Genomic DNA, 19,769 nt, shown 5'->3' with positions numbered 1-19,769 from the left:
TCCACCGCCCGGGCCGGTCTCGGTCCCTCAGCGCTTGCGCAGTACGAATCCGACGGCGCTCATGCGATCCTCGTGCGTGGTGAAGGTTTTCCGCATCGCGAGCACCCGCGTGCGGGCGTCGGGGTCCCGCAGGAGGTTGCCGACGATCCGGGCCACGCCGAGTACGCCCTCGTCCTCGATTATCCGCTTCGGCTGCAGCAGTGCCATCGGGCGGAGTTCGGTGGCCTCGACCTCGAAGCCCGACGCCTCGAACAGCTGGGACCACTCGGCCACCGTGAGAGGTCGGGCGTTCACTCGAATCGGCCGTGCGAGGTCCTTGCGGATCTCGGTCTTGACGGAGTCGTCCAGGGTGTCCGGCACGAGGCACAGTTCATGCACGAGGTAGCGGCCATCGGCGTCGAGGACACGTGCCGCCTCGTCGATGATCTGCTTTTTGGTGGAATCACCCTGCATCGTGAGCATCGCCTCGCCCACCACGATGTCGGCGGCGCCGGACGCGAGCCCGGTCTCCTGGGCGGACGCCACGACCATGTCCCCGCGGTCCTCGATCGCGGAGCGGGTGACCTCGACGGCGTCCGCGTCCGATTCGACACCGGTGTACGAGGCCGGGGACTCCTCCAGCAGGAGCGAGGCGGTCAGTCCCAGGCCCTGGGCGAACTCGACGACCCGCTTGCCGGCGATGGTCGACGACCCGACCATCCACTCCGACAGTTCCCGACCTCCCGGCCGGAGGACTTTCTTCGACGAACAGGAGGAGGTCCGATCGACAGGTCGAAAGAAACTACTTTCCCGGAGTTTCCGACGCACGGTCGGTCACCGAAATGTCAGGACCACTTCGCGCCGGTCAGGGGCGCTCGAGCAGCATCCGCGCCGGTTCCTCGAGGAAACGGTGACTCGCGGCGCCTGCGGCGATCGATCCGGCCACCGTGACCGGCCAGATGACGTGCATGCGGCGATCCCACAGGGCGGTCCGGGTCACCGGGAAGGCGGCGAGCAGGATCAGCTGGTGCCACAGGAAGATCCCGTACGACCAGGTACCGAGTTTCCGAAGAGGCATCGACTCGAGGACCGGGAATCGCGTGCCCTCCGGGGCCAGGACGACCGGGGCCAGGACGAGGAACGCCATGGTTCCGGACAGGCCCGTACGCCGGGCGAACTCGGCCGGTCCGGGATGCGTGAAGCCCTCGGAGAACCAGGCCGGGACGGTCGTGGCCACCAGCGCCGCGCCACCGGCGATCCACCAACCCCACCGGGCCGCCTTGTCACGGCACATCCGCACGAGGGTTCCCGGAGGCGCGGTGGCGATCTCCGCGAGCAGCATGCCCGCGGCGAACCACGCGGTCAACGCCGGCGGCAGGATCTGCACGTTCACACCCGCGGGGAGGAGACCGAGAGCCTGCCACGGGATCGCGGGGAACACCAGGCCGGAGGCACCGAAGGCGATGATCACCGGAATCCGCCACCCGGCGGAGGCACCCCGAAGTCGCCGCATGGCGGTCCAGAGCACGGGAAGCGCCGCGTAGAAGGCCATCTCCACGGCCAGTGACCAGGCGTGTGTGAGCCCGGCGACGAGGAACTTCGGGGTGTAGATCTGCGTGAGGGTGAGATTGAGCAGCCACGTGACCGGACCGTTGACGTGGTTCTGCTTGAGCAACAGCATCGCGGCGGCGACGAGGACCACGTAGGCGGGCATTATCCGCTTGACGCGCGACGTCAGGAATTCCCCGGCGGGCCTGGCGGTTCCGGGCTTGTCCTCCCACGCGTGACGCGCATGTGCCCGCCAGACCAGGAATCCGGTTTTGGCGAAGAACACCGCCACGGCCATGTCCAGCCGGCCGAATATCCGCTTGACGGGCGAGCCGTAGGAGGACCGCGTGACAAACGCGATGTGTGTGGTCATGACCCCCACGGCGGCGAGTCCTCGGATGCCCTCGAGTGCCGGCACGAAGCCGCGGGCACCCGCAGGTCGGAGAAGTCCGTACCCCCTGTCCGACCGGACACCGGTTGAGAAGGCGGACGAGGAGAAGTCGGACGACGCGGCGCCGGGACCGGCGTGCCCGGTGGCACCTGCGGCACCCGTGGCGGAAGGGCCGACGGCCCGGGCGCCCACAGCGGTCCGCATCCCGGCGGGCGCCGAACCCGACTCCGCGAAAGTCCTGATCCGGGCCTCGACCTGCATCCTCGCTGTGGCGAGAGTGGCGCGCACGGAGTCGGCGATCGGCTCGGCGCGACCCTCGGCGACTGCGGCGCGCCGGGCGCTCACGCCGGCGACGACCGCCCCGCCGGCGGCGACGAGCAGAGCAGCAGCGACCGACCTCATGGAATCTCCCGGACTGTGGAAAAGACGATGATCATGCGCGTACGCGGAGCGTCACCCTTCGTCTCGCACATCCGCAGGAGCCTAGCACCGGTTCTAGTTCTGTCCGATGTGCACCCTGGTACGTCCTCTGGTGGGTGCTCAGGCCAGCGAGGCGATCGCGGCGACCACCTCGTCGAGTACCGCGGCAGGCCCACCAGGGACGTGTACATCGATCGCGATCCGGGCATTGGGCCGCCGGTCCCGGTGTCCGCGGCGGTCCTCCACGGTCATCCCGCGCGTGTGGGACCCGCAGCACTCGACGCGGATATGCGACTGCTCCGCGACCACCTCGCCGGGGTGCAGCGCCATCCAGGCGACCAACGGGTCGTGCACCTGCGCCAGGTACCCCTCGCCGACTGACTCGTGGAACTCGAAGTAGAAGCGCAACGCATCGAGCAGTGCGCGGGTCAGCGGCGTGTCCGCCGCCGCGAGCAGGCGGGACGAGTGCTCCGGGGTCCACACCCCCTGCTCGGTGAGGTTCAACCCGCACCACAGGGGCGGCCTGACATCGGTGTCCGCGCGACGGGCGTCTTCCCAGGCCAGGCACACCGCGTCGGCTGCCTCGGGATCGACATCCACGTTCCACTCACTGACCGGGGTGGTGTTGCCCGGGTGTCCGCGGAACGTACCGCCCATTACCACGAGGTCTGCCACTAGACCGGGCAACAACGGCTCCAGGTCGAGCGCCTGCGCGAGCGTGGACGTGGGGCCGGTCACCACCGCTACCAGTTCACCCCGGTGCTCATGTGCGAGATGCGCCCAGAGCTGCGCACCATTGCGGGGATCGAGCCGCGCCGGTGTCGTCGTCGTCACGTGGTCTTGTCCGGCCTTCAGGTCGGCGTACCCCGCGCCGCGGGGACCGTGGGTCTCGGGCGTGAACACGTGCGACACCACGCTCGCACCCGCCGCGCCCGCGCACACCGGCACCGGGGGAGCGCCGGCCAGGTCCAGCCAGGCCAGTGCGTTCGCGACGGTGTCGTCCAGACCGACGTTGCCGGCGGTACACACCACGCCCACGAGCTCGATCCGCCCGGCGCGGTGCTCGGCGACGAGGTACGCGATCGCCAGCGCGTCGTCGATACCCGGATCGCAGTCCAGGAGGACGGGAGTGGGGGTCATCGCCGCTCGAGGCGGGTGAGGAGGACGTCGCGGGTCAGCTCGAGGTGGCCCAGGTGACCGGCGATGTCGTGGAGGATGTGGGCCAGCACCCAGTCGATCGTGAACGTGCCGGAGCGGCGGGCGGTGTCCTCGTCGAACGCCGTCCCCGTCGGATGGGCGAGATCGCCGCGGGCGAGCGCGGCGGCGGTCCACTCTGGAAGGCGGGCGACGAGCAGGTCCAGGCGGTCGAGTTCGGGGCCGACCGGCCCGGCGTAGGAGAACTCCGAGGTCCGGTCGCGGTCGACGGACTCGCCGCCCAGGCAGGCCGCGCCCCACGAGGTCACCACGCCGCAGAGGTGGTGGACGAGTGCGGCGGCGGTGTTGGTGGGCCACCCCGAGCTCGCGGTGGTGGGCGCCGTGTGGACCAGCGTTCCGTCGGAATCCCCACCCAGGTCGGCTACCGCCGCACGCAGCGCCGGCAACAGCTGCGTGGTGAGGACCGTCTGAACGGCCCGGCCGCGGTCGCCCGAATCACGCGCGTCACCCGCCTCGGTCGCGCCACTCACCACGGGCTCGGCTCGAAGTCCTTGAGGAAGCAGCCGTAGAGGTCCTCGCCGGCCTCGCCGCGCACGATCGGGTCCACCACGCGGGCCGCGCCGTCCACCAGATCGAGCGGGGCGTGGAACCCCTCCTCGTGCAGACGAACCTTGGTGACGTGCGGGCGCTCGTCGGTGATCCACCCGGTGTCCACGGCGGTCATGAGGATGCCGTGCTCGGTGAACATCTCCTCCGCCGACGTACGGGTGAGCATGTTGAGCCCGGCCTTGGCCATGTTGGTATGCGGGTGACCGGCGCCCTTGTAGCGGCGCGAGAACTGCCCCTCCATCGCCGAGACGTTCACCACGTACTTGCGCCGGGCCTTTGACGCGGCCATCGCGGGGCGCAGGCGGGAGACGAGGATGAACGGCGCCACCGAGTTGCACAACTGCACCTCGAGCATCTCCATGGGCTCGACCTGTTCGACGGTGGCCACCCAGCTGTTGTGGTCCACGACGTCCGGCAGGAGCCCGCCGGCGTCGATCGCGGTCCCGGCGGCCATCCGCTCCAGCGAGGACGACCCGGCCTGCAGCGCCAGCGCCGCGATGTGGTCGGCCTCCCGCTCCGCCTCGTCGTGGCCGATCAGCGCGGACTCGCCGCCCATCAGCGCGGCCGGGTGGAGCTCGGACGTGCGGCCCATCGTCACCATCGGCACCTCCGCGGCGCGACCGGTGATGGGCGCGTTCTCGCCCTCGACCAGGCCCGAATAGGAACCGGGGGAGCGACGCACCGTCTGCGCGGCGTTGTTGATGAGGATGTCCAGTGGTCCGGCGGCGGCCACCTCGTCGGCCAGGGCCACCACCTGCGCGGGATCGCGCAGGTCGACGCCCATGACGTGGATCCGGTCCTTCCACACGTCGTAGTCGTCCATCTTCGCGAATCGGCGGACGGCGTCGCGAGGGAACCGGGTGGTGATGGTGACGTCGGCCCCGGCGCGCAGCAGCATCAGCGCGATGTACATGCCGATCTTGGCGCGGCCGCCGGTGAGCAGCGCACGACGGCCGGTGAGGTTCATGGCCGGGTCGCGGCGTGCCCGGTTCGCGGCGGCGCACTCGGGGCACAGCTGGTGGTAGAACGCGTCGACCTGGGTGAAGCGCTGCTTGCACACGTAGCACGCCATCGCGCGCTGCAGGTGGCCGGCGATCGCGCCGGGCGCGTTGGACACGAGCCGGATTCCCGCGGTCTCGTCGTCGATCCGGGTGGGGGAGCCGGTCGCGGTGGCCTCGATGACCGCCTTGTCCGCCTCCTGCCGCTCACGTCGCACCTCGGCGCGCCGCGCCTTCTTGAGGAGCTTGAACATGTGGCCCACGGACCGCTGCACGCGGATCGAATCGGGATGGTCGGCGTCCAGTGCCGCCGCCTGTTCGAGGACCCGTTGGAAGGTCTCGAAGTCGTCCTTGTCAATGCCGCTCACCAGGACACGGTACGACGACGACGAGGCCTGACGCTAAACGCGTGCACCCGTCCCGGGCTGGCCGTCGCCTGCTCGGAGCCTGGTGAGCGCGGCCTCCATGGCCCGCAGCTCCTCGTCCCGCCCTCCGTGTGCCCGTGTCCCGGCGAGGCCGACGCGCCGCGCGTACGCCTCGGACACGAGCTGGGCGTGAGCCTCGAACCCCAGTGGTTCCGGGCTGATATCGGAGGTGAGGTCGGGATTGCAGTCGGTGTCGAAGGCGACGAGAGGAGGTGCACCGGGAGCCGGAGGCACCAGCCCGAGCGCCGCCCGCCAGTCGTAGGCGCGTCGTCCCCGCCGGACCTGCTCCACCAGGGCGTGCAGCACGTAGCGAGGCCCGATGACGCGTCCCTGCCAGAGGTGCACGAGTTCGTGGACGAGCGTCGGGGTCGCCCGTGGGCACAGGTCGCCGGCATGGGTGCTGGCACCGGAGCTGGCACCGGAGCCCGCGCCTCCGGCCGTCGCCACGATGCCGGGATCCGGGCCGAGGTAGATCAGTCCCGGGAGCGCGAAGGCCCTGCGGTGGGGGACTCCCGGGACATGGCCGCGTCGGATCACGACGGCTGACAGATCCACGGTGTCGCCGAAGAGCGCACGGAGTTCACCGAGGACCTCGTCCGGCAGGGTCAGTCGTGGAGGCGCCACACCTCCGGCGTCGAGGAGTCGATCGACGGCCCTGGCACAGGCGGCGAGGGCTGACACGACGGCGTCCGCGAGAGTGCCGCCACGGAGGGCGCCGCTCCGGCCCTGCGGGCGATGTCCGCCCGACGTCGTCACCGTCGACCATCCGCCGCGACGCTGTTGTACTCGAGCGCCGCGTCGAGCCACACAACCAGGTCCGGATCGGAATCGACACCGTCGGGCGCGACTGTGATCCAGCCGGGTCCCATGTCCCTGCCGGCGCCCATCTCCGCCTGCCGCGCGCCGGGCCGTGCCACGAGCTCGTCATGCCGGGCGGCGTCGACCCGGACGAGGAGGCTTCCGTCCTTACCCGCGCTCACGAGGATCTTGCCGCGAACCATCACGCACACCCCGCCGAACATGGACCTTTCGTCGGTGACCGGCTCGTCGACCAGGTACTCACGCAGTCGGTTGAGTAGGTCCTGCTGGGCGGGAGGAGGGGGAGTGCGGGCCATGGCTGCGACCTCTTCCGGTCTCGTTCGTCGCCCGCCGTGTCGGGACCCGGCCAACAGCGGTGTGTTCCGGTTCCGAAACGAGAGCGGACCCCGGATCCTCACGGATCCGGGGCCCATCTACTGTCTCGACACAGTGTGCGCGAGGGGGGACTTGAACCCCCACGTCCGTTAATAGGACACTAGCACCTCAAGCTAGCGCGTCTGCCATTCCGCCACTCGCGCTTGCACACTTGCTGGCCTCCGCGGGGTGTGTCCCGCCTTGGCCGTGCGAGGAGAAACATTAGCCGATGCCCGAACCGAGGACCAAATCGGGGTCCTCGCGCTCGCCACGGCAGTCGGTATTCGCTGGTAGACATGGACGTGGCCGGATGGAGGACCGCCTCCACGACGTTCGAGACCAGGAGAGTGACGATGACCGAGTTCCGCGTTCCCGATCCCTATGCCGCACTGCCGCAGCTTCCCGCCCTCACGGTGACCAGTGAGTCCTTCGCCGACGGCGCGGCCCTCGCCGCGGGACAACTGGGCGGCACGATGGGTGTAGAGGGCGGACTCGACCGCTCACCCCAGGTGAGCTGGAGCGCCGGACCCGAGGGCACCAAGAGCTACGTGGTGACCGTCTTCGATCCCGACGCGCCGACGGCCTCGGGCTTCTGGCACTGGTCGGTCGCCAACATCCCGGCGGACGTCACCTCGCTGCCGGAAGGCGCCTGCACCGCAGCGGACACCTCGGGCCTGCCCGACGGGGCCGTGGTCGTCCGGAACGACGCCGGCTTCAAGGGGTTCGTCGGCGCGGCCCCTCCGGCCGGGCACGGACCGCACCGCTACATCCTCGCCGTCCACGCGGTGGGCGACGTGATCGAGCTCGGGGACGACGCCTCGTGTGCGTTCGTCGGATTCAACCTCTTCGGTCAGGGCCTGGCGCGCGGCACCACCACCGCGCTCTTCGAGCAGTAGACGCACAGCGCCCACCCCGTCGTCGGGGTGGGCGCTGTACTGGCCTCGTTGTGATGTCCACGCTGCGCTGTCGAGCAGCGGGTCCAGCGGACGACCCGGCTCAGCGGACCGCCGAACCGACGGCCTCCGCGAGCGAGCGGTACCCGCCCTGACGGAGACGCTTGGCCACCAGCTTGTTCGTGCCGTACAGGAGCGAGGTACCCGCGAAGATGAACCCGGTGTAGGTCTGGACCAGGTTCGCCCCGTGGGTGATGCGGTCCCAGACGTCCTCGGGCGACTCGACACCGCCGACCGAAATGATGACGATCCTGCCGCCTGCACGAGCGTAGATGCGAGAGAGGACCTCGCGGGACCGTGCGGCGACGGGCGCCCCGGAGATGCCACCGGCGCCGAGCGCCTCGACCTCACCGGCGGGTGTCCGCAGGCCCTCCCGGGAAATGGTCGTGTTGGTCGCGACGATTCCCGCCAGACCGAGTTCGAGCACCAGATCCGTGACAGCGTCGATGTCGTCGTCGTCCAGATCTGGGGCGATCTTCACCAACACCGGGATCGTCGACACGTTCTGCACGGCAGTGAGGATCGAACGCAGGGACTCCACGGCCTGGAGATCGCGGAGGCCGGGCGTGTTGGGAGAGCTGACGTTGACCACGAGATAGTCCGCCAGCCCGGTGAGCATCGTCGCCGACGCGACGTAGTCCCGGACCGCATCCTCGGCCGGAACGATCTTGGTCTTTCCGATGTTGATGCCCACGGGATCAGTGCTGCGACGGCGGCGCAGGTTGTTGGCCGCGTTGCCGGCGCCGTGGTTGTTGAAGCCCATCCGGTTGAGGATCGCGCGGTCTTCGACGAGGCGGAACAGACGCGGGGTCGGGTTACCCGGCTGGGCGGACGCGGTGACCGTGCCGACCTCACTGAACCCGAAGCCGATCGCGCCCCACGAGTCGACCGCGGCCGCGTTCTTGTCGAACCCGGCGGCGAGCCCCAACGGTCCCGGGAACGCCCTGCCGAGCACGTCCTGCGCGAGGATCTCGTCATGCACGCCGAGGACCCTGCGGACCAGTGCGCCGAGTGGCGGGATCAGTGTCAGAAGCTTGAGCAGCCCGAACACCAGGTGGTGGATCCGCTCCGCGGGAAAGCGGAACAGCACCTTCTTGATCAGCGCGTACACGGTTCTCCTCGAGTGTTGCGTGGGCGGGTTACGTCGTGTTCCGACCCGGGACCGGCCGGCAGGCCCGGATCAGCCGACGGACTCGGACAGGTCAGGGCGGATCAGGTGCAGCCCCGCCCCGTCCCCGGACCCCACCACCACGGTGCCGGAATCGGTCACCGCCAGTGCGTCTGGCTGACGCACCGTCGGGATCTCGGTGAGCAGCGTGCCGATGCCGTCGCCGAGATCGTACGCCTGAACGGTGTTGGTTCCGGTGGACGTCATCCAGACCACCTCACCGGACGGCGCCGACGCCACGGCCCAGGGCGACGCCGCGACCGGGAACTGCTGGTGCAGTCTGACCGGTGAGGTCGAGTACACGAGCAGCGTGCTGCCGACGGTGTCCGAGGCGACGAGCGACTGCTCGGAGAACTCATCGACCATCCCCGCGCCTCGCCCTGCGCGCAGGAGGGGCCCCGCCTGACCCTCGTCCGGATCGATGCTCGCGATCACGGAGTCCGGACGACTCAGCGCGGAGATCGAGCCGTCCCGCGAGAGCTCGAGCACGTCGACGGCCGAGAGTCCGCCGAGGCGGTTCACCTCCGTGCCCTCGGCATCCCGGAAGACGATGTCGCCGTCGGCGGTGCCGGTGACGAGCTGACCGTCGGCGGTCACCGCGGCCGCGGAGACCGGGCCCAGTCCGGATACCTCGCGGGAGTCGCCGTCGGGGGAGACCACGACGACGCCGTCGTCGTACGGCACGACGATCGACCCGTCGTCACCACCGGTGGCGACCCCGGCGCTCTCGGGGAGCTCGACGGTGACATCCGGAGACCACTGTGTGCCCTCGACGGTGCCGATCTCCAGCGACGGCGGTCGCACCGTCTGCGCGGCGAGCCGATCACCCACGGCCACGAGCGCGCGGACCGATCCGGGTACGGCGACGAGTTCGCCACCCTTCGGATCGGACTGCTGGGGCGACTCGACCGGCGCCGCGTCGCCTTGCACGAGCTGGGACTCGTCCAACTGATCGGTCGGGGTCGAGCAGGCGGACAGGACCACCACGAGCGCGAGGAGCGCTGCGGGCACGCCGGAACGGCGGAGGACACGACGATTCACGGTGTTCCTTTCGACGTGGCCTATTGTCCACCACGCACGACTTCAGGCACCTTTCAGGTCCGGTCGACTACCCTCTGCACGGGCGGCGAGGCGCGACCGGGCCGCAGAACACCATCCGGCACGACCGAACGAGAGGGAGCCGCACCGTGAACACAACGGTCCTCGCCGCACCGACCGCGGAAGGAATGTCCTGGCTCCAGGTCGTCGTCCTGTCGGTCCTCCAGGGCCTCACCGAGTTCCTGCCCGTGTCGTCCTCCGGGCATCTCCGGATCTTCTCCACCTGGTTCTTCGGGGAGGACGCGGGAGCGTCGTTCACCGCCGTCGTCCAGCTGGGAACCGAGGCCGCGGTCCTGGTGTTCTTCTTCAAGGACATCGTGCGGATCCTCATCGCATGGATCCGCGGCGTGTTCGACTCCGCGCGCCGCGACGATCCCGACTACCGCCTCGGGTGGTACGTGATCATCGGCTCGATCCCCATCGCGCTCATCGGGTTCTTCGGCAAGGACTTCATCCGCGACGCGGCACGCAACCTGTGGATCACGGCGATCGTGCTCATCGCGTTCTCGTTCGTCTTCCTCCTCGCGGAGAAGCTCGGCCGTCAGGACCGGCCGGTCGAACCCAAGTCCCTCGAGGGGCTCAAGATGAAGGACGCGGTCATCATGGGCCTGGCCCAGTGCCTCGCCCTGATCCCCGGCGTCAGTCGATCCGGCGGCACGATCTCCGCGGGCATGTTCCTCAACATGTCGCGCGAGGCCGCCGCCCGGTTCTCGTTCCTGCTGGCCATCCCTGCGGTGCTCGCCTCCGGACTGTTCAGCCTCCCGGACGCCTTCGACCCGGCGGCGGGGCAGTCGGCCAGCGGTGCGCAGCTCCTGGTGGGCACCCTCGTCGCCTTCGCGATCGGCTACGCCGCGATCGCCTGGTTCCTCCGCTTCGTCGAGAAGCACTCGCTCGCCTGGTTCGCCGGATACCGCATTCTCCTCGGGCTTCTGGTCATGGGGCTGCTCGCCACCGGCACGATCCCGGCCAACTGACCCGGTTCCGGACCGTGACCGCCGGGCCAGGCGGCTGGTGGGGCCCGGGTCAGGTGGCTGTCGAGGCCCGGGTCAGGTGGCTGTTGAGGCCCGGGCCAGGTGGCCGTTGACGCCCGGGGCGGCGGCGGCCCCGTGGCGCCGCCGGTAACCTGCCCTCTATGACCGTCATCCTTCTCCGGCACGGCCGTTCCACCGCCAACACGGCGTTGACACTCGCCGGTCGGACCCCGGGGATCGAACTCGACCAGACCGGGCACGCCCAGGCCGCGGCACTACGGGGAAGGCTTGACGGACTGCCCGTGGAGGCGGTGGTGCGGTCACCGCTCATGCGGTGTCGGCAGACGGTCGAGCCCCTCGCCGCGGCACTGGGGATTGATCCGGTCGTCGACGAACGACTGGTCGAGGTCGACTACGGGAGCTGGACCGGGCGGCCACTGAAGGAGCTCACCGGCGAGAAGATGTGGTCGGTCGTGCAGCAGCACCCCTCGTCAGCGGAGTTTCCCGGGGGCGAGTCGCTCGCCGTGATGGCCGCCCGGTCAGTCGACGCCATCCGCCACCACGACCGGCGGCTGGCGGAGGCCTCCGGCCGGGACGTCCTGTGGGTCGCCTGTAGCCACGGTGACGTGATCAAGGCGATCCTCGCGGACGCGTACGGGATGCACCTGGACCAGTTCCAGAGGATCGTCGTGGACCCCGCGTCGGTGTCCGTCGTGCGCTACACGCCGCACCGACCGTTCGTGTTGCGGGTCAACGACACGGGCGGGGACCTCACCGGCCTCCGTGGCGACCCGGCCGGCCACGTGGCCGCGGCGACTCCCGGACATGCGGAATCCGATGCCGTCCCCGGCGGGAACGTACCCTGAGTACCCGTAGCACCAGGCACACCCACCCTCCAGCGCACCCAAGGAGACACCCGGCATGAGCAGGTCAGTCCACGAGTTCCGCGAACCCGGCAGGTTCGTGGTGGGCACGGTCGGCCAACCGGGCGAGCGTGTCTTCTTCGTCCAGGCCTCCGGCTCCGGGCGCACGATCACCGTGCGGTGTGAGAAGCAGCAGGCCAAGATCCTCTCCGACAGGATGGGGGACCTCCTCGACGAGATCGCCGCCAAATCCGATGTCACGGTGCCTCCCGCAGGCGGGATGGTCGACGACCTCGAGCCGCTCGAGATGCCTGTCGACCCCGAGTTCACCGTCGGGACGATGGGACTGGGCTGGGACGGGGACAGCGGCCAGATCGTCGTGGAGCTCCTCGCGATCGATCCGGACGCGACGGACGAGTCCGTGGTGCTGTCCGACGCCGAGGACGCACCGGACGCGCTGCGCGTGTTCCTCACCCCGCACCGCGCCCGCCAGTTCGTCCTGCGGAGCGACAAGGTCGTCTCGGCCGGCCGACAGCCGTGCCCCCTCTGCGGCGAGCCGATCGACACCACCGGGCACCTGTGTGTCCGGCTCAACGGCTATCACCCGCGGTCGACGGAGGCACTGACCGAGCTCATCGACCCGTGACGCGCCGGCCCGTCACCCCCGAGCTCACCGTCCTGCACCGGATCCCGTCCGGGAGTAACGCCGTCTACCGCTGCGTCGACGCGGACGGGGACCAGTGGGTGTACAAACCGACGGCGGGCGAGCGTCCCCTGATGGATTTCCCCGACGGCACCCTCGCCGCACGGGAGGTCGCCGCGTACCTCGTGTCCGACGCACTCGGCTGGGATCTCGTCCCCGAGACCGTGACCGCCCACGGACCCGGTGGGGTGGGGATGGCCCAACGGTGGGTGGACGAGCGCGATCCGGCGACCGGCGACGGACCCGACCCGGTGGACGTGCATCCTGTCGAGTCGGTCCCCGACGGGCGCGCCGTGGTCCTCCGGGGGGAGGGGGCCCGGGGCGAAGAGGTGGTCGTGGCGCACGGCACCGACGAGCGACTGCGTCGCATCGCGGTGTTCGATCTGGTCGTCAACAACGCGGACCGCAAGGGCGGGCACGTCCTCGTGGATCGTCTCGGTCGCAGCTGGGCGATAGACCACGGACTGTCCTTCCACGTCGATCCCAAGCTCCGGACGGTGCTGTGGGGGTGGGCATCGCAGCCCCTCGACGGGGGTGACCTCGCGGGGCTGGATCGTCTGGCCGGGGCGCTGGCCACTGACGACGGGCTCACCACCGAACTGGGCGACCTGCTGTCATCGGACGAGATCGACGCACTCGCCACTCGCGTCGACGCCCTTGTGACCGGTGGACGGTTCCCCACGCCGGGACCGGGGTACCCCTTACCCTGGCCTCTGTTCTGAGCACCGGGAGTCTCTAGACTCGGCCGCATGCACTCGTGGTCCACGCCTGTCGTCCCCTCGGTCCCCGGCGACGGCGCCTCACTGAGCCTCTACGACACCGCCACCGGTTCAGTCCGAGAGGTCGCGCCGGGACCGGTCGCCCGGATGTACGTCTGCGGGATCACCCCGTACGACACCACCCATCTCGGCCACGCGGCGACCTATCTCACGTTCGACCTCGTCTACCGGGTGCTCCTTGATTCCGGGCACGCGGTGCACTACGTGCAGAACACCACGGACGTCGACGATCCGCTGTTCGAGCGCGCCGAGCGGGACGGCGTGGACTGGCGCGAGCTGGGCGACGCCGAGACGGATCGCTTCCGTTCGGACATGGAGGCGTTGCGCATCTTCCCACCGCAGCAGTACGTCGCCGCCACAGAGACGATCGACGAGGTGGTCCAGATGGTCGGCGAGCTCATGGACCTGGGCCACGCCTACCGTGTCGATCCGGGGATCGCCGGGTACGCCGATGTCTACTACCGGCACCGTGCCACGGGGGACTTCGGGTACGAGTCGGGATATGACGACGATGAGATGGCCGCGGCCTTCGCCGAACGGGGCGGTGACCCGGACCGCGAGGGTAAGGAACACCCGCTCGACGCACTTCTGTGGCGGATGCAGCGACAGGGCGAGCCCGCGTGGCCCTCGCCGTGGGGTGACGGACGCCCCGGCTGGCACATCGAGTGTTCAGCGATCGCCCGCAACCGGCTCGGCATGAGCTTCGACATCCAGGGCGGGGGGACCGATCTGGCGTTCCCGCACCACGAGTTCTCCGCCGCGCACGCGGAGGCCGCGTCAGGGGAGCGGCCGTTCGCCCGGTTCTACGTGCACGCCGCGATGATCGGTCTCGACGGCGTCAAGATGAGCAAGTCGCTCGGCAATCTCGTCCGCGTCCGGGAGCTCCGCGGTCAGGGAGTGGATCCGGCACTCATCCGGCTGGGTCTGTTCGCCGGCCACTACCGCACCGACCGGTCCTGGTCGCAGGACGTGCTGGACGCCGCGCGCGTGCGTCACTCGACGTGGAGTCGGGCCGTCGCCTGTGGTGCCGGCGCCGATTCCGCAGACGTCATCGCGGCACTGCGTGAGCGACTCGCCGACGATCTCGACACGCCGGGCGCGCTCGCCGCTGTCGATGCCTGGGCCGCGGCGACGCTCGAGGGCGACACCTCCGACGAGGGGGCCGGCGCGGCGGTCGCGACCGCTCTGGACGGTCTGCTCGGCGTCCACACGTCGCTGGACTGACCCGCGTCAGTCGTCGTCCGGCTCGTCCCGGTCCCCTCGCAGGAAGCGCTCGAACTCCGCGGCGATCGCGTCGCCGTCGACCAACGGCATCGCCTCCCCGGTGGAGGCGCGTCCACGGTCGGGCTCGGGGTCGACGCCGTGGTGGATGCCCGTGGACTCGTCCACCCGGTCCTCAAGGGACCGGATGTAGTCGCGCAGGTCCTCGTCCTCGCCCGCCGCTGCGTTGACCTTGTCCACCCAGGTCCGGGCCTGGACGTGGAGCGCGTCCATCGCCACCGCCATCCCGAGGTTGTCGGCCAGCCACGACAGGACGGCCTCCGTTCCGCGCGGATTCGGCGGTGAGGCCACGTAGTGGGGGACCCCCGCCCACAGGCTCAGGGTCGGGACACCGGCCTCGGTGAGGAGCTGCTGGAGAACCCCGGTCATTCCGGTCGGGCCCTCGTAGTCCGAGGGTTCGATCCCCATCGTGGCCATGCGTTGCCGGCTGAACGCCGCGCCGGTGAGGGGGACCGGACGGGTGTGGGGCACGTCCGCCAGATAGGCACCCAGCAGGACGACCTGGGACACCCCGAGGGTGTCGACGAGGTCGACGAACTCCGAGGCGAAGCGACGCCATTTGAGGGCCGGCTCGGGTCCACGTACCAACAGGACGTCATTGGCGACACCGTCGGGACTGCACGCGGACACCACGATCCGGGGCCATTCGATCGACCGCGAGACGCCCCCCGCGTGTGTGACGACGGGGCGTTGGTCCAGGTAGTCGAAGAATTCGTCACCGCCGATCTCGGCGATCTGCCTGGCCTCCCAGTTGAGGGCGAGGTGCTCGATCGTCCCGGTCGCCACGTCTGCGGCGTCGTTCCATCCCTCGAAGGCGACGATCATCACCGGGCTCTCGAGATCCAGCTGCCCATCGGGACTCCATTCGACAGTCATTGGTACAGCCTACGTACGTCCGATTTCCGCTCACCCATACACTGGGGCCATGTCAGTCGATTTCGATTCGCCCCTGTTGGAAGCCGTTCGTCGGCGTGTGTTGATCGGCGACGGGGCGATGGGCACGATGTTGCAGGCGGTGGATCTCGACGTCGACGCCGGTTTCCTCGGCCTGGAGGGCTGCAACGAGATCCTCAACGCCACCCGCCCGGACGTCGTCGAGAACATCCACCGCGCCTACTTCGAGGCCGGAGCCGACCTCGTGGAGACCAACACCTTCGGCTGTAACCTGTCCAATCTCGGCGACTACGACATCGTCGACCGGATCAGTGAACTCTCCGAGAAGGGCGCCGCGATCGCCCGCAAGGTCGCCGACGAGATGGGCCCGTCAGAGGACGGGGTCCCGCGCATGGTGCTCGGCTCGCTCGGGCCCGGTACCAAGCTCCCGTCGCTTGGGCAGACCACGTTCCAGGAGATCCGTGGCGCGTACGCGCTGGCCGCAGAGGGACTCGCCCGCGGTGGCGCGGACGCGTACCTGATCGAGACCAGCCAGGACCTCCTCCAGGTCAAGGCCGCGGTCCTGGGGTGCCAGGACGGTATGGCCGCGGCCGGCCGGAAGCTCCCGATCATCTCCCACGTCACCATCGAGACCACCGGCACCATGCTCCTGGGTTCGGACATCGGTGCCGCGGTGACCGCCCTCGAGCCGCTCGGCATCGACATGATCGGCCTCAACTGCGCGACCGGTCCGTCCGAGATGGTCGAGCACCTGCGCTACCTGTCCCAGCACGCCAGCATCCCGGTGTCGGTGATGCCCAACGCCGGTCTTCCCGAGCTCGGCAAGCACGGCGCGGTCTACCCGCTCGGGGCGGACGAGTTCGCGCCGCAGGTCTCGGATTTCGTCTCCGAGTTCGGACTGTCGATGGTGGGCGGCTGCTGTGGCACCACGCCCGAGCACATCACCAAGCTCCGCGCGGAGGTCCTCGGACGGACCAAGGCGGAGCGCACGGTCGAACCGATCAACGCCGTCTCGTCGCTCTACACCGCCACGCCGATGCGCGCCGACGCCGGCATCATCATGATCGGCGAACGCACCAACTCCAACGGTTCCAAGCGCTTCCGGGAGGCCATGCTGGCTTCTGACTGGGAGACGTGCATGGACATCGCCAAGGAACAGATGCGCGACGGTGCCCAGATGGTCGACCTGTGCGTCGACTACGTGGGGCGTGACGGTGCCCTGGACATGGCGGAGCTGGCGGGCCGGTTCGCCACGGCCTCCACGCTGCCGATCATGCTTGACTCCACCGAGCCGGACGTCATCAAGGCAGGTCTCGAGCACCTGGGTGGACGCTGCGCGGTCAACTCGGTGAACTACGAGGACGGGGCCGGACCGGATTCCCGCTTCCAGCGGATCATGCGGATGGTCGCCGAGCACGGACCCGCGGTGGTCGGTCTGACGATCGACGAGGAAGGCCAGGCCCGTACCGCCGACCGCAAGGTCGAGATCGCCGAGCGGCTCATCGCCGACCTCACCGAGAACTGGGGCGTGGCGGAGAACGACATCATCATCGACTGCCTCACCTTCCCGATCTCGACCGGTCAGGAGGAGGTGCGACGCGACGGCATCGAGACCATCGAGGCCATCCGCCGCCTGACCGAGAAGTACCCGGACATCCACACCACGCTGGGTCTGTCCAATATCTCCTTCGGCCTCAACCCGGCTGCCCGCCAGGTGCTCAACTCGGTGTTCCTCCACGAGTGCATCCAGGCCGGGCTGGACACCGCGATCGCGCACAGCTCCAAGATCCTGCCGATGAGCAAGATCGACGAGCGGCAGCGTGAGGTGGCACTCGACCTGGTCTACGACCGCCGTCGTGAGGGCTACGACCCCCTCCAGGTGTTCATGGAGCTGTTCGAGGGCGTCTCGGCCGCCAGTGCCAAGGACGCGCGTGCGGCGGAGCTCGCCGGAATGCCCCTCATGGAGCGCCTCGCCGCCCGCATCGTCGACGGCGAGCGCAAGGGCCTCGAGGATGACCTCGACGCGGCGATGGAGCAGATCCCGCCGTTGGAGATCATCAACGAGCATCTCCTGGACGGGATGAAGACCGTCGGTGAGCTGTTCGGGTCGGGCCAGATGCAGCTTCCGTTCGTCCTGCAGTCGGCGGAGACGATGAAGGCCGCCGTCGCGCACCTCGAGCCCCACATGGAGGCCAGTGATGACGACGGCAAGGGCCGCATCGTCCTGGCGACGGTCAAGGGCGACGTGCACGACATCGGCAAGAACCTCGTGGACATCATCCTGTCCAACAACGGCTACGACGTGGTCAACATCGGTATCAAGCAGCCGATCGCCGACATTATCTCCGCGGCCCGCGAGCACAAGGCCGACGTGATCGGCATGTCCGGACTGCTGGTCAAGTCCACCGTGGTCATGAGAGACAACCTCGCCGAACTCAATTCCGAGGGCATCGCGGGAGAGTTCCCCGTCCTCCTCGGTGGTGCCGCGCTCACCCGCGCGTATGTCGAGGTCGACCTGGCCGACATGTACGAGGGCGACGTCTTCTACGCCCGTGACGCGTTCGAGGGCCTGCGCCTGATGGACGAGGTCATGACCGCCAAGCGCACCGGCGTGCCGATCTCGGAATCGTCGGAGGCCGCGGCCAAGGCTGCCGAGCGCCGCGAGCGTCGCGCACGCTCCGAGCGGATCGCCGCCAAGCGTGCCGCCGAGGCCGAGCCGATCGTGGTCCCCGAGCGTTCCGATGTCGCGGCGGACCAGCCGATCGCCACCCCGCCGTTCTGGGGCACCCGCATCGCCAAGGGTATCCAGGTGGCCGACTACGCCGGCCACCTCGACGAGCGTGCCCTGTTCTTCGGTCAGTGGGGGCTGCGCGGCACCCGCGGCGGGGACGGACCGGACTACGACGACCTGGTGGCCACCGAAGGCCGTCCGCGGCTGCGCGAGTGGATCAGCAAGCTGACGACGAAGGGAATCCTGTCGCACGCCGCGGTCGTGTACGGGTACTTCCCGGCGTACTCGGTCGGTGACGAGGTCTGGATCCTCGCCGAGCCGCGTCCCGACGCCGAGGTGCTCCACAAGGTCGCCTTCCCGCGGCAGCAGCGGCCGCGCTTCCTGTCCATCCCGGACTTCCTGGCCTCCCGCGAGCGGTGCATCGAGGAGGGCGTCGTCGACGTCCTGCCGTTCCAGCTCGTCACGATGGGCACGCCCATCGCCGACTTCGCCAACGAACTGTTCGCCGCTGACAACTACCGTGACTACCTCGAGGTGCACGGCCTGTCAGTACAGCTGACCGAGGCTCTGGCCGAGTTCTGGCACCGCCGGGTCCGTGACGAGCTGCAGCTACCGGACGGCGCGGTCTCCACCGAGGACCCCGACGCGATCGAGGAGTACTTCAACCTGAAGTACCGCGGCGCCCGGTACAGCTTCGGCTACGGCGCGTGCCCGGACCTGGAGTCACGGAAGGTCGTCATCGACCTCCTGGAGCCGGAGCGTATCGGCGTGGAGCTGTCCGACGAACTCCAGCTCCACCCGGAGCAGTCGACCGACGCGTTCGTGCTGTACCACCCGGAGGCGAAGTACTTCAACACCTGATCCGCTCGCGACTGCGTCGGGTCGGCGATACCCGGGACGGCGGTCGGGAGCGATCATGACGAGCGGGGCCCGGGTGCAGATCTTGCACCCGGGTCCCGTTCGTTGACCCGCGTCGCCCGGAACGGCTAACTACTCGGTCTTCCGCAGCGATAGACCTGGTACAGCCGTAGTCCGAGCTGAGGAGTCCGCCATGAGTGCCATCCGTCGACCCGCTGCCATGGTGTGCGCAGCTGCCATGCTCGCCGGGGGAGTGGCCGTGGCGAACGCCCCGGCCGCGTCCGCCCAGGTGTGGCACGACACTCCCGCGTGGGATGTCCGGCTCCCGTACCCGCTGGGCGGCGAGCACACGATCCGGTACAGCGTGTTCCCGAGCTGCAAGCTCGGCGAGGACGGCCGTTTCCACCAGGCAGTGGCGGCGGGTGCGAGGGATCTGGACCACCCGGTCGGCTCTTTCGATTTCTCGGCCACGATGTTCCCGTTCAACTCGGCGACCATCTCGTGGCACAACATCGACACCGGCCAGCGTGGGTCGCAGACCGTTCAGTCGACCGGACCCGAGGTCGGCACCCAGGGGACCATCACCGGGCGTGGTCACATCGCCGTGACGGTGTCCGCGAGCAAGTCGCTCTTCCCGACCTTCGCGCCGGGATCAGTGGTGCCCTTCGGCTCCACCACGCACACCGAGCACTTCATCGTCGCCCCACAGGAGTGCTGAACGGCGCGGTTCGCCTGCCCCCGGCCGTCCGCCGGATCTGCCAGCCAGCGGCCA

At 69.4% G+C, this 19,769-nt stretch carries 18 protein-coding genes and 1 tRNA gene; 8 read left to right on the top strand and 11 right to left on the bottom strand.

What is annotated here, in order from left to right; genetic code table 11:
* Window positions 1-27 precede the first annotated feature (27 nt).
* The 8 genes from OPF83_RS00305 to OPF83_RS00270 all read right to left on the bottom strand — a co-directional run bounded on the left by OPF83_RS00305 (window position 28) and on the right by OPF83_RS00270 (window position 6,862).
* A complete protein-coding gene (locus OPF83_RS00305; protein ID WP_264885219.1) occupies window positions 28-699 on the bottom strand; it encodes a class I SAM-dependent methyltransferase in 672 nt (223 codons plus the stop codon).
* A gap of 145 nt (window positions 700-844) precedes the next feature.
* The gene (locus OPF83_RS00300; protein ID WP_264885218.1) at window positions 845-2,320 is read right to left on the bottom strand and encodes an acyltransferase; all 1,476 of its coding nucleotides are present in this window, start codon (window positions 2,318-2,320) and stop codon (window positions 845-847) included.
* 138 nt (window positions 2,321-2,458) lie between these two features.
* Window positions 2,459-3,478 carry a nucleoside hydrolase gene (locus OPF83_RS00295; protein WP_264885217.1) on the bottom strand — a complete coding sequence of 340 codons (1,020 nt, stop codon included), beginning with the start codon at window positions 3,476-3,478 and terminating at the stop codon, window positions 2,459-2,461.
* Window positions 3,475-4,026: a DUF664 domain-containing protein gene (locus OPF83_RS00290; RefSeq protein ID WP_264885216.1), complete on the bottom strand. Its 552-nt coding sequence runs from the start codon at window positions 4,024-4,026 to the stop codon at window positions 3,475-3,477. The genes OPF83_RS00295 and OPF83_RS00290 overlap by 4 nt, the downstream gene beginning before the upstream one ends.
* Window positions 4,020-5,468: an SDR family NAD(P)-dependent oxidoreductase gene (locus OPF83_RS00285; RefSeq protein WP_264885215.1), complete on the bottom strand. Its 1,449-nt coding sequence runs from the start codon at window positions 5,466-5,468 to the stop codon at window positions 4,020-4,022. The genes OPF83_RS00290 and OPF83_RS00285 overlap by 7 nt, the downstream gene beginning before the upstream one ends.
* Window positions 5,469-5,501: 33 nt before the next feature.
* Window positions 5,502-6,281 (bottom strand): hypothetical protein, encoded by a 780-nt coding sequence (locus tag OPF83_RS00280; protein WP_264885214.1) that lies wholly within the window; start codon window positions 6,279-6,281, stop codon window positions 5,502-5,504.
* Window positions 6,278-6,640: a TfoX/Sxy family protein gene (locus OPF83_RS00275; RefSeq protein ID WP_264885213.1), complete on the bottom strand. Its 363-nt coding sequence runs from the start codon at window positions 6,638-6,640 to the stop codon at window positions 6,278-6,280. The genes OPF83_RS00280 and OPF83_RS00275 overlap by 4 nt, the downstream gene beginning before the upstream one ends.
* Before the next feature lie 136 nt (window positions 6,641-6,776).
* Window positions 6,777-6,862: transfer RNA gene (locus OPF83_RS00270), tRNA-Leu, on the bottom strand.
* A 189-nt stretch (window positions 6,863-7,051) separates the two neighbouring features.
* Here OPF83_RS00270 and OPF83_RS00265 point away from each other — a divergent pair.
* Window positions 7,052-7,594 (top strand): YbhB/YbcL family Raf kinase inhibitor-like protein, encoded by a 543-nt coding sequence (locus tag OPF83_RS00265; protein ID WP_264885212.1) that lies wholly within the window; start codon window positions 7,052-7,054, stop codon window positions 7,592-7,594.
* Between the two features lie 100 nt (window positions 7,595-7,694).
* Here the strand turns inward: OPF83_RS00265 and OPF83_RS00260 are convergent, their stop codons facing one another.
* Window positions 7,695-8,762: a quinone-dependent dihydroorotate dehydrogenase gene (locus tag OPF83_RS00260; RefSeq protein ID WP_264885211.1), complete on the bottom strand. Its 1,068-nt coding sequence runs from the start codon at window positions 8,760-8,762 to the stop codon at window positions 7,695-7,697.
* A 69-nt stretch (window positions 8,763-8,831) separates the two neighbouring features.
* Entirely contained in the window at window positions 8,832-9,860 is a 1,029-nt protein-coding gene (locus OPF83_RS00255) for a WD40 repeat domain-containing protein (RefSeq protein WP_264885210.1), read from the bottom strand.
* Between the two features lie 185 nt (window positions 9,861-10,045).
* Between OPF83_RS00255 and OPF83_RS00250 the strand changes: the two genes are divergently transcribed.
* The 5 genes from OPF83_RS00250 (at window position 10,046) to mshC (ending at window position 14,457) form a co-directional block, all read left to right on the top strand.
* Complete coding sequence (locus OPF83_RS00250; RefSeq protein ID WP_264885544.1) at window positions 10,046-10,891, top strand: undecaprenyl-diphosphate phosphatase; 846 nt, start codon at window positions 10,046-10,048, stop codon at window positions 10,889-10,891.
* Between the two features lie 158 nt (window positions 10,892-11,049).
* Entirely contained in the window at window positions 11,050-11,754 is a 705-nt protein-coding gene (locus OPF83_RS00245) for a histidine phosphatase family protein (RefSeq protein ID WP_264885209.1), read from the top strand.
* Window positions 11,755-11,809: 55 nt separating this feature from the next.
* Window positions 11,810-12,397, top strand: coding sequence for a DUF3090 domain-containing protein (locus OPF83_RS00240; protein ID WP_264885207.1), 588 nt, complete (start codon window positions 11,810-11,812; stop codon window positions 12,395-12,397).
* Entirely contained in the window at window positions 12,394-13,176 is a 783-nt protein-coding gene (locus OPF83_RS00235; protein WP_264885206.1) for an SCO1664 family protein, read from the top strand. Before OPF83_RS00240 ends, OPF83_RS00235 begins: the two co-directional genes overlap by 4 nt.
* 27 nt (window positions 13,177-13,203) lie before the next feature.
* Complete coding sequence (mshC, locus tag OPF83_RS00230) at window positions 13,204-14,457, top strand: cysteine--1-D-myo-inosityl 2-amino-2-deoxy-alpha-D-glucopyranoside ligase (RefSeq protein WP_264885205.1); 1,254 nt, start codon at window positions 13,204-13,206, stop codon at window positions 14,455-14,457.
* Between the two features lie 6 nt (window positions 14,458-14,463).
* Here the strand turns inward: mshC and OPF83_RS00225 are convergent, their stop codons facing one another.
* The gene (locus OPF83_RS00225; RefSeq protein WP_264885204.1) at window positions 14,464-15,390 is read right to left on the bottom strand and encodes a PAC2 family protein; all 927 of its coding nucleotides are present in this window, start codon (window positions 15,388-15,390) and stop codon (window positions 14,464-14,466) included.
* A 49-nt stretch (window positions 15,391-15,439) separates the two neighbouring features.
* Between OPF83_RS00225 and metH the strand changes: the two genes are divergently transcribed.
* Window positions 15,440-19,000: a methionine synthase gene (gene metH, locus OPF83_RS00220; RefSeq protein WP_264885203.1), complete on the top strand. Its 3,561-nt coding sequence runs from the start codon at window positions 15,440-15,442 to the stop codon at window positions 18,998-19,000.
* 190 nt (window positions 19,001-19,190) lie between these two features.
* On the top strand, window positions 19,191-19,715 hold the full coding sequence (locus OPF83_RS00215; RefSeq protein ID WP_264885202.1) for a hypothetical protein: 525 nt from the start codon (window positions 19,191-19,193) through the stop codon (window positions 19,713-19,715).
* Window positions 19,716-19,769 lie beyond the last annotated feature (54 nt).

The organism is Dietzia sp. NCCP-2495, from assembly GCF_026011735.1.
GTDB lineage: Bacteria > Actinomycetota > Actinomycetes > Mycobacteriales > Mycobacteriaceae > Dietzia.
Note: the sequence above shows the minus strand (reverse complement) of the source record. Positions and strands in the feature narration are given on the sequence as shown.

What these genes read in the sequence shown, in the direction of transcription:
- mshC (WP_264885205.1), top strand. Translation starts at nt 13,204, where the DNA reads ATGCACTCGTGGTCCACGCCTGTCGTCCCCTCGGTCCCCGGCGACGGC.
- metH (WP_264885203.1), top strand. Translation starts at nt 15,440, where the DNA reads ATGTCAGTCGATTTCGATTCGCCCCTGTTGGAAGCCGTTCGTCGGCGT.
- OPF83_RS00215 (WP_264885202.1), top strand. Translation starts at nt 19,191, where the DNA reads ATGAGTGCCATCCGTCGACCCGCTGCCATGGTGTGCGCAGCTGCCATG.
- OPF83_RS00240 (WP_264885207.1), top strand. Translation starts at nt 11,810, where the DNA reads ATGAGCAGGTCAGTCCACGAGTTCCGCGAACCCGGCAGGTTCGTGGTG.
- OPF83_RS00295 (WP_264885217.1), bottom strand. Translation starts at nt 3,478, where the DNA reads ATGACCCCCACTCCCGTCCTCCTGGACTGCGATCCGGGTATCGACGAC.
- OPF83_RS00300 (WP_264885218.1), bottom strand. Translation starts at nt 2,320, where the DNA reads ATGAGGTCGGTCGCTGCTGCTCTGCTCGTCGCCGCCGGCGGGGCGGTC.
- OPF83_RS00245 (WP_264885209.1), top strand. Translation starts at nt 11,050, where the DNA reads ATGACCGTCATCCTTCTCCGGCACGGCCGTTCCACCGCCAACACGGCG.
- OPF83_RS00265 (WP_264885212.1), top strand. Translation starts at nt 7,052, where the DNA reads ATGACCGAGTTCCGCGTTCCCGATCCCTATGCCGCACTGCCGCAGCTT.
- OPF83_RS00225 (WP_264885204.1), bottom strand. Translation starts at nt 15,390, where the DNA reads ATGACTGTCGAATGGAGTCCCGATGGGCAGCTGGATCTCGAGAGCCCG.
- OPF83_RS00275 (WP_264885213.1), bottom strand. Translation starts at nt 6,640, where the DNA reads ATGGCCCGCACTCCCCCTCCTCCCGCCCAGCAGGACCTACTCAACCGA.
- OPF83_RS00250 (WP_264885544.1), top strand. Translation starts at nt 10,046, where the DNA reads ATGTCCTGGCTCCAGGTCGTCGTCCTGTCGGTCCTCCAGGGCCTCACC.
- OPF83_RS00305 (WP_264885219.1), bottom strand. Translation starts at nt 699, where the DNA reads ATGGTCGGGTCGTCGACCATCGCCGGCAAGCGGGTCGTCGAGTTCGCC.